At 68.5% G+C, this 13,120-nt stretch carries 10 protein-coding genes; 4 read left to right on the plus strand and 6 right to left on the minus strand.

Going from position 1 to position 13,120, the window contains the following annotated elements; genetic code table 11:
* Nucleotides 1–83: 83 nt before the first annotated feature.
* Genes IEZ11_RS24880 through IEZ11_RS24890 form a run of 3 tightly spaced genes read right to left on the minus strand, consistent with a single transcriptional unit; the run spans nucleotide 84 to nucleotide 3,790 of the window.
* Nucleotides 84–1,127 carry an ABC transporter permease gene (locus tag IEZ11_RS24880; RefSeq protein ID WP_189265074.1) on the minus strand — a complete coding sequence of 348 codons (1,044 nt, stop codon included), beginning with the start codon at nucleotides 1,125–1,127 and terminating at the stop codon, nucleotides 84–86.
* Nucleotides 1,120–2,682, minus strand: a complete 1,563-nt coding sequence (locus tag IEZ11_RS24885) for a sugar ABC transporter ATP-binding protein (protein WP_189265075.1) — start codon at nucleotides 2,680–2,682, stop codon at nucleotides 1,120–1,122. Before IEZ11_RS24885 ends, IEZ11_RS24880 begins: the two co-directional genes overlap by 8 nt.
* 46 nt (nucleotides 2,683–2,728) lie before the next feature.
* A complete protein-coding gene (locus IEZ11_RS24890) occupies nucleotides 2,729–3,790 on the minus strand; it encodes a sugar ABC transporter substrate-binding protein (RefSeq protein WP_189265076.1) in 1,062 nt (353 codons plus the stop codon).
* A 466-nt stretch (nucleotides 3,791–4,256) separates the two neighbouring features.
* Here IEZ11_RS24890 and IEZ11_RS24895 point away from each other — a divergent pair, with 466 nt between their 5' ends.
* The gene (locus tag IEZ11_RS24895; RefSeq protein ID WP_189265077.1) at nucleotides 4,257–6,488 is read left to right on the plus strand and encodes an alpha-L-fucosidase; all 2,232 of its coding nucleotides are present in this window, start codon (nucleotides 4,257–4,259) and stop codon (nucleotides 6,486–6,488) included.
* Between the two features lie 483 nt (nucleotides 6,489–6,971).
* Here IEZ11_RS24895 and IEZ11_RS24900 read toward each other — a convergent pair whose 3' ends face one another.
* From IEZ11_RS24900 to IEZ11_RS24910, 3 genes are all read right to left on the minus strand, one after another.
* The gene (locus IEZ11_RS24900; protein ID WP_189265078.1) at nucleotides 6,972–7,733 is read right to left on the minus strand and encodes an enoyl-CoA hydratase; all 762 of its coding nucleotides are present in this window, start codon (nucleotides 7,731–7,733) and stop codon (nucleotides 6,972–6,974) included.
* 210 nt (nucleotides 7,734–7,943) lie between these two features.
* A complete protein-coding gene (locus IEZ11_RS24905; protein WP_189265079.1) occupies nucleotides 7,944–9,089 on the minus strand; it encodes a thiolase family protein in 1,146 nt (381 codons plus the stop codon).
* Entirely contained in the window at nucleotides 9,086–9,517 is a 432-nt protein-coding gene (locus IEZ11_RS24910) for a Zn-ribbon domain-containing OB-fold protein (protein ID WP_189265080.1), read from the minus strand. Before IEZ11_RS24910 ends, IEZ11_RS24905 begins: the two co-directional genes overlap by 4 nt.
* A gap of 446 nt (nucleotides 9,518–9,963) precedes the next feature.
* Here IEZ11_RS24910 and IEZ11_RS24915 point away from each other — a divergent pair, with 446 nt between their 5' ends.
* From IEZ11_RS24915 to IEZ11_RS24925, 3 genes are read left to right on the plus strand one after another with little or no spacing between them, the layout of a single operon-like run.
* On the plus strand, nucleotides 9,964–11,502 hold the full coding sequence (locus IEZ11_RS24915; protein ID WP_189265081.1) for a class I adenylate-forming enzyme family protein: 1,539 nt from the start codon (nucleotides 9,964–9,966) through the stop codon (nucleotides 11,500–11,502).
* Complete coding sequence (locus IEZ11_RS24920) at nucleotides 11,495–12,331, plus strand: SDR family NAD(P)-dependent oxidoreductase (protein WP_189265082.1); 837 nt, start codon at nucleotides 11,495–11,497, stop codon at nucleotides 12,329–12,331. Before IEZ11_RS24915 ends, IEZ11_RS24920 begins: the two co-directional genes overlap by 8 nt.
* Complete coding sequence (locus IEZ11_RS24925; RefSeq protein ID WP_189265083.1) at nucleotides 12,318–13,118, plus strand: crotonase/enoyl-CoA hydratase family protein; 801 nt, start codon at nucleotides 12,318–12,320, stop codon at nucleotides 13,116–13,118. Before IEZ11_RS24920 ends, IEZ11_RS24925 begins: the two co-directional genes overlap by 14 nt.
* Nucleotides 13,119–13,120: the final 2 nt, after the last annotated feature.

Below are 13,120 nucleotides of genomic sequence, written 5' to 3' on the forward strand. Positions count from 1 at the left end.
CCTTGAGGACAGGGGAGATTCCGGCCCCTGAGACGAGAGACGGGGAGCGTGGGAGGAGCTCGGGCGGCTTCGGGCCGCCCGGATCACTCCTGGACCTTGCCGCCCGTGATGCGCGAGATGGTCAGCGCGACCAGGATGATCAGCCCGTTGAGGGCGCCGATCCACTGGGCGGGGACGCCGCCCAGCGTGAGCACGTTCTGGATCATGTACAGCAGCAGGATGCCGCTGAATGCCCCGAACATCGTGCCCTTGCCGCCGTTCAGGCTGATCCCGCCGATGACCGCGGCGGCCATGACGGTGAAGATGTAGCCGTTGCCCTGCGCGGAAGCGACCGAGGCGAGGCGACCGGAGAGCAGCAGTCCGGCGAGGGCGGCGAGCACGCTGCCGGTGACGATGACGGTCCACAGCACCCGGTCGGTGCGGATGCCGGCGGCCTTCGCCGCGTCGACGTTGCCGCCGATGGCGTACAGCGAGCGGCCGAAGCCGGTCCAGCCGAGGACCACGATGGCGACCGCGAACAGGGCCAGGCAGATCCAGATGGAGGCCGGCATCCCGAACCATTCGGCGGTGCCCAGGTAGAGCATCGACTGCGGCAGCTGGAAGAAGGTCTGGCCGCCGGAGATCCCCGTCAGCACACCGCGCAGCACGATCAGCATGCCGAGGGTGACGATGAAGCCGTTGAGCCCGAACCGGATGATCAGCAAGGAGTTGATCACACCGACCAGGGCGCCGACGGCGAGCGTGACGGGAATCGACCAGGCGCCGGGCAACAGCCCGAGCCCGTGCCCGGCGCCGGTCGGCACCACCAGCCAGGCGGCGACGCCGGGTGCCAGGCCCATGGTGGACTCCAGGGAGAGGTCCATCTTCTTGACGATCAGGATCATCGTCTGGGCGAGGACCAGCAGGGCCATCTCGGACATGGTCTGCAGGACGTTGATGAGGTTGTCGGTCTGCAGGAAGACCGGGTTGACGATCTGGCCGACGACCGCGATGACGATGATCGCCGGCACCAGGGCGAGGTCGCGCAGCCGGGCCAGCGGTATCCGGCCGCCGAGCAGCGCCGTGCGCCTGACCTGCGGCTCGGCGGTGTCGGGGGCGGCGCTGCCCGCGAGGACGGTTTCAGGCATGGAGGTCCACTCCTTCCATCGCGGCGACGAGGTCGTGGTCGTGCCAGCCGCGGGCGATCTCTGTCGTCACCCGGCCCTGGAACATCACCAGGACCCGGTCGCACATGCGCAGGTCGTCGAGTTCGTCGGAGGCGATGAGCACTCCGGTCCCGGTCGCCGCGGTCTCCTCGACCTTGCCGAGGAGGAACTCCTTGGAGCGCACGTCCACGCCCGCGGTCGGGTTGATGAGGACCAGCAGCCGGGGGTCGTCGGCGAGGGCGCGGGCCATCACGACCTTCTGCTGGTTGCCGCCGGAGAGGGCGGAGACGGGCAGTTCGGGCCCGGGCGTCTTGATCGCCAGTTTCTCGATCATGCCCGCGGCGAGCCGGTCCCGACGGGCCCGGCTCAGGAATCCGTTCCCACCGAGCAGATGAGGCACGGACAGGGTGGCGTTGTCCGCGATCGACATGTCGGGCACGTAACCCTGGTGGTGCCGGTCCTGCGGGACGAACCCGGCGCCGGCCGCCAGCGCGGCGGGCACACTTCCCGGCCGGGGCCGCTTCCCGGCGATCTCCACCTCTCCGCCGTCCGCGGCCCGCAGTCCCACCACGGTCTCGGCGACCTCGGTGCGGCCGCTGCCGGCGGCCCCCGCGAGACCGACGATCTCACCTGCGCCGATTTGGAAGGTGACGTCGTCGTAGGCGTCCGCGCCCAGCCCCCGGACGCTCAGGGCGGCCGTGACTCCGGTGTCCAGGGTGCTCGCCCGCTCCTCCAGCCGGTCGGCGGCGGCCTCGCCGGTCATCGCCGCGACCAGCTCGGTACGGGGGAGTTCCGCGACCGGCGCCGTCAGGATGTGCCGGGCGTCCCGGAACACCGTCACCATGTCGCAGATCTCGTAGATCTCCTGGAGGTGGTGGCTGATGAACAGGAAGGTGACGCCCTGGCGTTGCAGGTCGCGGATCCGGTCGAAGAGACGGTTGATCGCGGGTCCGTCGAGCTGGGCGGTGGGCTCGTCGAGGACGATGAACCGCGCGCCGAAGGACAGCGCGCGGGCGATCTCGACGAACTGCCGCTGTTCGACGCTCAGTTCGGCGGCGGGGGTCTGCGGGTCGACGTCCACCGACCAGGTCGACAGCAGGTCCTGTGCGCCGCGGCGCACGCTCTGCCAGCTGATCAGTCTGTTCCGGCCGTGCTGCTGCCGGTTCAGGAAGAGGTTCTCGGCGACGGTCAGGGTGGGGATGATCGTCGACTTCTGGTAGACGCAGGCCACGTTGCGGCGCCAGGCGTCGCGGTCCGTGAGCCGTGGGGCCGGGTCGCCGCCGAAGGTGACCGTTCCCTCGTCCGGGGCCTGAAGCCCGGTCAGGACCGACACCAGGGTGGACTTGCCGGCGCCGTTGCGGCCGACGAGCGCGTGGGTCTCGCCGGGCCTGATGGTGATCCGGGCGCCGTTGAGGGCCACCGTCGGACCGAATCGTTTGACTATGCCCGTCGCCTCGACGACGGGCGGGTCCGCCGGGACCCGTCCGTCGTCCGCCGGGGCGGGCGCGGGGCTGGCTGCTCGCTCCCCGTCACTCATCTCAACCGCCTTGTGCTCGATAGCCGTCGGGGTTCTGACCGGGCGCTCAGAGGTTGTTGCCCCACAGGGACGTGTCGTCGCTCTTGACGCTGGCCACGCCGCCGTAGGTGCCGCCGTCGGCGGTGACCAGCGGGGCGGAGAGCTGGTCCTCCAGCAGACCGGCGCGGACCTGGATGATCGTGCTGTCGTGGTCGGTCTTGCCGGGCTTGAACGTCTTCCCGTCGATCGCGGCCTTCAGGTAGTACAGGGCGTACTTGGCGTACAGGTCGGCCGGCTGGGACACGGTGGCGTCGATCTGCCCGGCGGCGATGTCCTTGAGCTCCTCCGGAATGCCGTCGTTGGAGACCACGAAGACGTGCTTCTTGTTCTTCGGATCCACCAGCAGCCCCTTCTGCTTGAGCACCTGGAGCGTGCCGGCCAGGGCGAAACTGGACTCCATGTAGACGCCCTTGATGTCCGGGTGGGCGGTCAGGTCCGTCTGGAGCTTCTGCGCGGCCGTCGCGCCGTCCCAGTTGGTGGCCTCACCGAAGACCGTGACGCCGGGGTAGTCCTTCTTCATGCAGTCGTTGAACGCCTCCGTGCGGTCACGGCCGTTGATGGAGTCCAGACCGCCCTCCAGCATCACGACCTTGCCCTTGCCGCCGAGCTTGGTGCCCAGGTACTGGCAGGCCTTCTCGCCGTAGGCGCGGTTGTCCGCGCGGACCACCATGAAGACCTTGCCGGTGTCGGGGCGGGTGTCGACGGTGACGACCGGGATCTTCTTCGCCTCCAGCTGCGCCAGGGTCGGCGCGATGGCGGCGGTGTCCTGCGGGGCCATCGCTATGCCCTTGACGCCCTGGCTGATGAACGTCTGGACGTTGGCGGTCAGCTTGGCGACGTCGTTCTGCGAGTTCGTCGTCTTCAGGGAGAGGCCCAGCTGCTTGGCGTACTCCGGCGTGTACTTGATGTACGAGTTCCAGAAGTCGGTGTCGGACCGCGGGTAGTCGACGCCGACCAGCGGCTTGTCGCTCGACGACGCCGAGGTGCCGGATCCGCTGCCGCACGCGCTGAGCAGCGTCAGCGCGGACAGGGCGGCGGCGGTGGAGCAGAGGGCGGTTCTGAGTCTCATCGGTACTTCCTCGCGCTGGTCCCGGAGCGGGAGATGTTTCACCGGTGCGACAGCTGCGTGTCGCCTTTGGATTGATGGGATGTATATATAGGCCGCTCTCGGGGTCCTTGTCCAGCCCTTGCGGACATCTCCGAAAAATCGCAGATCAATCGCGACCGTCAGGGGAGGTCCTGGCGCTCTCGGGGGCAAATACATCCCATTAATCGTTGCCGGTCCGTGATCTGTGAAGACCGTGCGGCGTCAGCAGACATGCGATGTCTGGAGGTCTCCAAGTCCAACGAAACCCTAGAAAAGCCGCGAAGTTCCCGCTCTCGTTACGCTTTTCATCCCTGCACGGGCGTTGACATCCGGTGGACACATGGCCGACCTTCGTCCGTGACAACCGGCGTTCCGGACCTCAGGATCCGAGCCGGCCACTCCTCCCCGCCCTCCTCAGTCCGGCTCTCTTCCGCACCAGGGATGTCCCATGCCGAATTCGATCAACAGACGCCAGTTCCTGGCGAGTGCCACCTTCGTCGCCGCGACCGCCGTCGCCGGAGGCCTGTTCGGTGCCGGCGCCGCGCAGGCCGCGCCCAGCACCTACACGCCCGACTGGACCTCGGTGGACCAGCACCCGCCCGCCCCCGAGTGGTTCCAGGACGCCAAGTTCGGCATCTACTTCCACTGGGGCGTCTTCAGCGTCCCCGCGTACGACAGCGAGTGGTATCCGCGCAACATGTACGCGAGCGGCAGCAACGCCAACAAGCACCACATCGCCACCTACGGCCAGCCCTCGGCGTGGCCGTTCCACAACTTCATCAACGGAGCGCAGGACCTGGCGGGCAACACGGTCCAGTTCGCCCCGAAGCTGAAGTCGGCCGGCGGCGACTTCGACCCGGACGAGTGGGCCCAGCTCTTCGCCGACGCGGGCGCGAGGTACGCGGGACCGGTCGCCGAGCACCACGACGGCTTCTCGATGTGGGACAGCCAGGTCAACGAGTGGAACTCGGTCGCCAAGGGCCCCAAGCTCAACCTGCTGCAGCTGTTCACCACGGCCATCCGCGCCAAGGGCCTCAAGCTGCTGGTGGCCATGCACCACGCGTACAACTTCAACGGCTACTACGAGTACGCGCCGGCCCAGACCGACAGCAGCCTCAAGAAGCTCTACGGCCAGCTGACCACGGCGCAGGAGAATCAGCTCTGGTACGACAAGCTCAAGGAGGTCATCGACCTGGCCCAGCCGGACATCCTCTGGCAGGACTTCAAGCTGGACGCCGTCGACGAGACCCAGCGGCTGAACTTCCTGTCGTACTACTACAACCAGGCCAACAGCTGGGGCAAGGAGGTCGTCGCCACCTTCAAGGACGGCCTCGACGCCAAGGGCGAGGTCTTCGACTTCGAGCGGGGCGGCCCGGCCGACCTCACCGCCCCGTACTGGCTGACCGACGACAGCATCTCCAGCTCCAGTTGGTGCTACACCCAGGGCATCGGCTACTACACCACCCAGCAGATGCTGCACTCGTTCCTCGACCGGGTCAGCAAGAACGGGAACCTGCTGCTGAACATCGCGCCGATGGCCGACGGCACGATCCCGCAGGCACAGAAGGACATCCTGCTCAGCCTCGGCGACTACCTGCAGCGCTTCGGGGAGTCGGTGTACTCGACCCGGGCGTGGACGGCGTACGGCGAGGGCCCGACCAAGATGGGCGGCGGCGCGTTCACCGCCCCGCAGGCCGGCACCGCGCAGGACATCCGGTTCACCCGCAACAAGGCGAACAACGTCCTGTATGCCACCGTCCTCGGCTGGCCCGGCAGTTCACTGACGGTCAAGACGCTCAGCTCGGACCGGATCGACGTCTCCTCGCTCACCTCGGTGAAGCTGCTCGACTCGACCGCCGGCAACTACATCAGCCTGGCCACGCCGACGCAGAACTCCACCGGCCTGACGGTGACACTGCCGTCCTCGGCGCCCTTCACCGCCGGCGCCTATGTCCTGAAGCTCACCTTCTCCGGAACCGTCCCCGGCCTGCGCCCGCTGGGCGGCGCCGTCGGCTACCAGGACGTCAGCTACGCGGGCACCGCCGCCGTGCTCCCTGTCGGCGAGTACGCCGCGAGCGACCTGACCGCGGCCGGACTGGGCCCCCTGACGCTGTCCTCGCTTCGACTCGCCCTTGGCTACCAGGTCATCGGCTATTCCGGTGACTCCTTCACCGGCACCTCCTGGACCTTCACCGCGGACAACCCCGACCTGCGGGTCACCGGCAACAACGACAAGGTCACCTCGCTGAAGGTCCAGTTCAACCCGGCCACGTACCTGCGCGTCACCAATGTCACCGACGGTCTCGCCCTGGACAGCGGCGGCAACGTCGCCGCCGGCTCCAACCTCAAGCAGTGGAGCTGGGACGGCAGCACCAACCTCCAGTGGCAGGCGGTCGCCGTCGGGAACGGCTACCACAAACTGGTCAACCGGACCAACGGCATGGTCGCCGACGGCTGGGGCGCCACCGCCAACGGCTCCGCCGCCCGGCAGGCGGCCTGGAACGGCGGCACCAACCAGCAGTGGATGATCACCCATCGCGGTGACGGCCGCTACTCGATCGCCAACCGCACCACCGGCCTGGTCCTCGACGGCGGCGGCAGCGTCGCCTCCGGCTCCGTCACCAAGCAGTGGACGTACGACACCAGCACCAACCTGCTGTGGACCTTCACCGCCCTGTGACCCACGGCGGGACAACGATGCGTCGCCGAGTGGTGTGACAGCACGGGCGCGGCGACCGGTATGAGGGACCTCGGGGGCGGCCATCGCAACTCCTCGAGTAGAGAGGATCATTCAACGAGAGGGCACGCGATGACTGGTCCCACTCCTGTCTCACCAGATCCCATAAGAGCTCACCATGGATGAGGGCGGCGTCTGCCCCCGTCCATGGTGTACGGCACTTCCACCTGCGTCCTGTCTTCGCGCGCGAGAGTGCTACTTCATGGTGGCCTGTCACTGGTCAGGACTGACGACTCGCCGACTCTCCGGCCACGCGGCCGTCGCGTCGTTCGTCGGCGGTTCGGTCGTCGGGAACCGTGCTGATCCACGACGGATCCCTCCTGCGAGATATCGGGCCGTCGAAGAGCTGAAGGCACTTTCCTGAGCGTTCGGAAGGCGGACGTCGGATTGTCTTACGAGGCTTCTCCCGCATGAGGAGGCCGGGCGCTACTTCCCGGAGAAGTCCGGGCGGCGTTTCTCGCGGAAGGCGGTGAGGCCTTCGGCGAAGTCGGCGGTTCTGAACAGTCGTGACTGGCCCTCGCGTTCAATGACGAGGGCGGTCTCCAGCTGTCCCAGGGAGTAGGCGCCGAGGGCTCGTTTCGTCTCGGCGAACGCTGCCGTCGGTCCCTCGGCGAGCTGCGCAACCAGCCGCCTCACCTCGGTCTCGAAGACATCGTCGGGTACGACGTGGCTGATCAGCCCCCACTCCGCGGCGAGAGGCGCGGGGACACGTTCGGCGAGCATGGCCATACGGCTGGCGCGGGCCCGGCCGATCGCCGCCGGCACCAGCGCGCTCGCGCCGCCGTCCGGCATGAGCCCGACGTGGGCGAAAGCCAACAGGAAGTAGGCGGACTCGCGGGCGACGACAAGGTCGGCGGCCAGCGCCAGCGAGCAGCCGACGCCGACCGCGGGGCCGTTGACCGCTGCCAGAACGGGCTTCGGAATCTGCCGAACGGCCAGGGTCAGGCGGCCGGCCGCGTCGATCGTGCCGGTGCCGGGCCCGTCACCGGCGAGGTCGGCACCGGCGCTGAACGCGCGCCCCGCGCCGAGGAGCACCACGACACGGATGCTCTCGTCCTTGCCGGCCTCCTCGATCGCCTCGGCGGTGAGGGTCAGCGTCTCCGTGGTGAGCGAGTTCAAGCGGTCGGGCCGGTTCCATATGACCCGCAATACGGATCCATCGCGCTGGAAGAGGGTGGGGTCAGTCATGAAATGGCCTGTCCTTCGTTCTGAGCTGGGGCAGTTTCCTGTGACGAGAACGTCGGGGCCGCCATGGGGATGCGGCATCGTGGACACGCACTCGCAGCGCTCTGCGAGTGGGGCGGCGCATGCACGGATGTGGCACAGCCCCCGTGCGGCGGGCGGCGGCCGTGTCCGGCGGTGCCAGGTTTTCGTGACGGCCCCGGCTCCTGCGGTCTCTCAGTCCTTGCGCAGTACGTGGACCACGCAGACGGCGCCGAGGCCCACCATGTGGGTCAGCCCGACGCGCGCCCCGGCGTGCTGCCGTTCCCCGGCCTCACCGCGAAGCTGGGCCGTGACCTCCGCGACCTGGCCCACGCCCGTGGGGCCGATGGGGTGCCCCATGGACAGCAACCCGCCCGAAGGACTGACGGCGACACGGCCTCCGATCTCGAATTCGCCGTCCTCGAGGGCGGTGGCCGCCCGGCCCGGCTTGCACAGGCCCATGGCCTCGACGTAGAGCAGCTCCTCGACGGTGAAGGCATCGTGGAGTTCCACGACATCCAGGTCGGTCGCCTCGACACCGGCCTCCGCCAGAGCCTGCTCGGTCGTTTCGCGGGTGAGGGCCGCGTCGAAGTTCTCGAGGTCGTACACGGTCTCCGAACGCGCGGCCGAGGAGAGGACCCGCACCGCTCGTGTCCGGTCGAGACCGAGGCGGGCGATGGCGTCATCGGAAGCGACGATGACGGCAGCCGCACCTTCGCCGATCGGGCAGCACTGCAGTTGGGTGAGCGTCCCACTGATCTGAGGCGGGGCGAGAACCTCCTCGATCGTACGGGGCTCGCGGCGTTGGGCGTTGGGGTTGAGGGCACCGTTGCGGCTGTTCTTGACCGCGACCGCGGCGAGCTGCTCCGGCGTGGCCCCGTAGTCGTGCATGTAACGAGCGGCCAGCAGGGCGAAGTGCGTCGGCGGTGCGACCCGGTCGCCCACGAGGTTCTGGAGCCCCGCGGCACGCTGGGGATCCGTGACGTTCAACGGCTTGTCCACGCCCACGGCGATGGCCACGTCGCACAGTCCCGCGGCCACTTCCATGCACGCCTGACGGAACGCCGAGGAGCCCGAGGCGGAGGCGTTCTCCACCTGGACCATGGGGATACCGCTCGCCCCGAGGTGCCGGTACATCAGGCGTGACAGGGCCATGCTCGTGACCGCAGTGCCGGTGTAGGCGCTCTCCACGTCGCTCCAGCGCAGCCCGGCGTCCGTCAGGGCCGCCCGCACGGAATGAACGCCGAGCTGGGTGTAGGGCGTGCCGCTGGGTCGCTGGTACGGGTGCAGGCCCACCCCGACCACATGGACCGGGCGGAGCTGCGCAAGAGGGGTCCTCATGAATGGGCTCCGTTCGTGGTGACGGCCGCTGTGGAAGAGGCGGTGAAGACGGGCTCGACCAGTTCGTCACCGTTGTCCTCGGTCCGGACCACGGCCCACTCGGCCGACACCCTGTCGCCGATCCGCACGTGAGCCGCAGCGGGGGCGAGGGTCGCGCGGATGAGGGGGCCGGCGTCGAGCTGGATCTCGGCGATGGTGAACGGAGCCGGAGTCTTCCCCCGGTGCAGGTGGACCTGGGCGAGGGAGTAGACGGTGCCGCTGGCCGCGAGGGACTCGGGGCGCAGGTGCGTCTCCGACGCACCGCATTTCTCGCACCCGATCGCCAGTGGAGGGAAGTAGACGCGTCCGCACGCGCTGCATGCATTGCCTCGCAGCCTGGGGCGGTCCGCGATCCCCTCATAAAGGGTCGATTGGTCAGGAATCTTCATGGGCACGTCTCCTTTGGCGAACATACTTGTTAACCGGACAGCAAGTTAGTACGGTGACGTCATGTCGTCCAGCACTGCTGATCGAACTTCCCCGGAAGCGTCTCTCGCCCGGTCGGAGTCGGCTCGGCAGGTCGGGCCCTCGGCTCTGGTCCGCGCCTGCTGGGCGCTTGGCCCACAAGGCTCAGGCAACGGTCGAGGCCTGCTGGAACATGCCAGGTCGGGGACCGCGGGAGTCACGTCCACTCGTCGCGACAAGGGACGCGGACTTCCGCGCCCAGGCACTGCGATCGCCGGCTCCCGCGGCTGACGGCGCCCGCTTTCCACCCCTGGGGCACGGCTCCGCTCCATGCCCCCGGACACGGTCTCGACTGTCGAAGACCGACCCCCACTACCGAGAAGTGGTCTGAAGAGCGCAACTCCTGACGGTACTGAGAGAGGGGCACCAGATGGATCCCGAGCACGGAACAACGGAGTACTGGGCTGGGGTGCAGCCGGACAAACCGGCGGTGATCTGCGGTGACGCAGTCATGACCTACCGCGAATGGAACGAACGCGCCGATCGAGTCGCCGAGGGACTGGCCGCGCTGGGGCTGCGCCAGGGCGATCGTCTGGGAATGCGGTTCCGTCTGAGCATCGAGTGGTTCGTGATACAGCGGGCCCTGCAGAAGCTCGGCGTCGCCCAGGTCGCGGTGAACTGGCGACTGACACCCGAAGAGGCGATGTACATCGTCCGTGACAGCGGGGCCAGGGGACTGGCCTGCGACGACGAGGATCCTGCCGGGTGGGGCGCATCCGACGTGGGCCTCCTGGTCACCGTGGGACAAGCGGCAGGCGGTCCTGGCGCGCGGTACGAGGACCTGGTGACCACCCCGGTCGTGGAGCACCGCTTCGGCCCGCTCCGCCCCTCCCTGGTTCTCTACACGTCGGGAACCACCGGCGCGCCCCGGGGCGTGCCTCCGGTCGCGCCGACGGACGCGAAACACGCGGAACGCCTCGCCCGCTACGGCGCCACGGTGGCCGGCGTTCCGCCCTACCCCGGTCATGCCGTCACGCTGATGACGCTGCCGGTCCACCACGGAGCCGGCAACCTGTCCGCGACGACCACCTGTGCGGTCGGAGGCACCGTCGTCGTGCTGGACCCCTACGACGCCGAAGAGGCGATCCGTCTCATCGACAGGCACAAGGTCCAGGTGTGGGTGGCGGTCCCGACCATGCTGCTGCGCATCAAGAGCCTGCCCGAGGAGGTCCTGGACCGGTACGACCTCTCCTCGCTCACGGCACTCACCACGGGCGCCGCTCCCGTGCCGCACTCGCTCAAGGAGTGGATCATCGGCCGGCTCGGCGACGACCTCCTGTGGGAGCAGTACGGTGCCAGTGAGGTCGGGATGATCTCGTTCACGCCTCCCGAATACCAGCTGACCAAGCCAGGGACCAGCGGCCTCCCCTACGAAGGGGTGGAGATCGCCATCGTCGACGAGGACTGGAACCGGCTTCCCGCGGGGGAGACGGGGGAGATCGCGATCAGCAGTCCCGTGGTGATCGACCACTACCTCGGCGACGACGTCCTGGAAGAGCACGTTCTCAAGGACGGCTTTTTCCGTACTGGCGACGTGGGGCACCTCGACGGGGACGGCTTCCTCTACGTCACCGACCGCATCAAGGACATGATCGTCGCGGGTGGCGTCAACATCTATCCGGCCGAGATCGAGAAGGTCCTGCTCCAGCATCCCGCCGTGGCCGACATCGCGGTGATCGGGGTGCCCCAGGACGACTTCGGCGAACAGCCCATGGCCTACATCGTGACCAAGCCCTCGGCCAAGGTCACCGAGGAGGAACTGGTGGAGTTCCTCGGCACCCGGCTCGCCTCGTACAAGAGGCCGCGCAAGTTCGCCTTCATCGACGAGCTTCCCGTCAGCCCCATGGGCAAGATCCTCAAGAGGGAGCTGCGAGCTCCGCATTGGAAGGGACGCGCAAGGAATGTCTGATTCGACTGCGGCAACGCCGGATGTCCCGCACCAGGCGGCGTCACTCCAGGAACTGCTCGACCTGCGGGGGGCGGTGGCGCTGGTGACGGGTGCGGGGCAGGGCGTCGGCGCGACGGTCGCCCGCTATCTGTCGGCGCAGGGAGCCGCCGTGGCCGTGAACGACTACCGCCTCGAACGCGCGGAGGAGGTAGCCGCGAAGATCCGGGCCGAGGGCGGAAACGCCCTCGCGTTCCAGGCCGATGTCACGGACTTCGCCGCGGTGCAGGCCATGGTGAGTGAGGTGGCGGAGAGTCTTGGGCCGGTGTCCGTTCTGGTCAACAACGCCGGCAACGCGGGTGCCGGGACCAGCGTGCCCGACGGCCGGCCGTTCTGGGAGAGCGACCCGGCGGACTGGGAACCGTTCCTGGCGGTGAACCTCAACGGGGTGCTGAACTGCAGCCGCGCCGTCGTGCCCTCGATGGTCGAGAACCGGCACGGACGCCTCATCACCGTCATCAGCGACGCCGGCCGGGTCGGTGAAGCGGGCATGGAGGCCTACTCGGCGGCGAAGGCGGGCGCGGCCGGCCTGATGCGCTCGCTGGCCCGCAGCCTCGGACGGCATCAGATCACGGCGAACTGCGTGGCCATCGGGTTCACGAACACTCCTGCCGTGGCCCAAGCGGTGGAGAACCCCGAGCTGTCCCGCAAGGTACTGGGTGCGTACATCATCCGCCGTGTCGGCGAGCCCAGCGATGCCGCGGGCATGGTGACCTACCTGGCTTCCCCGGCCGGCAGCTGGATCACCGGGCAGACCTATCCCGTCAACGGAGGCTTCAGTGTCAACCAGTGACCGCGTCGAACAGCCCAGCGGGGCCGACGCCATCCTGACCGAACGGCGCGATGATCACATTCTGATCATCCGGATGCACCGCCCTCACCGGCGCAACGCCTTCGACGGCGCCACCGCGCACGCCCTGGAAGCGGTGATCGACGACTACGAGGCGGACGACCAGCTCCGCTGCGCGATCATCACCGGATCGGACACCGTGTTCTCGTCGGGGCAGGACCTCATCGCCGCCGCCGCCGGCGACATGGCGGGGGCCAAGCGCCGTGGCGGATTCGGGATCATGGGACAGCCTCCGCGCAAGCCGATCATCGCGGCGGTCGAGGGCCACGCCCTCGCCGGAGGTCTGGAGCTGTGCCTGGCCTGCGACCTGATCGTCTCCTCCCGTACCGCCAGCATGGGCCTTCCCGAGGCAGCGAGGTCGCTCGTGGCCATGGGCGGCGGCTGCTTCAGGCTGCCCCAGCGGATCCCCTACCACCTGGCCATGGAACTGATCCTCACCGGCAACGCCTGGCCGGCCACCCGCTTCGCCGAACTCGGGCTGGTGAACAAGCTGACCGAGCCCGGCCAGGCACTCGCGGGTGCTCTGGAACTCGCCCACGACATCGTCCGCGCCGGACCGCTGGCCGTGCTGGCCAGCAAGCAGATCGTGCGGCACTCCTACGAGTGGACCGACGACGAGGCCTGGACGAACCAGATGGAGTACGTGAACACCGTGATCGGCTCCGAGGACATGCACGAAGGTCTGCGTGCGTTCGCCGAGAAGCGGCCCGCGCAGTGGAAGGGGCGCTGACG

The organism is Streptomyces fuscichromogenes (genome assembly GCF_014645815.1).
In the GTDB taxonomy this organism is placed as follows: domain Bacteria; phylum Actinomycetota; class Actinomycetes; order Streptomycetales; family Streptomycetaceae; genus Streptomyces; species Streptomyces fuscichromogenes.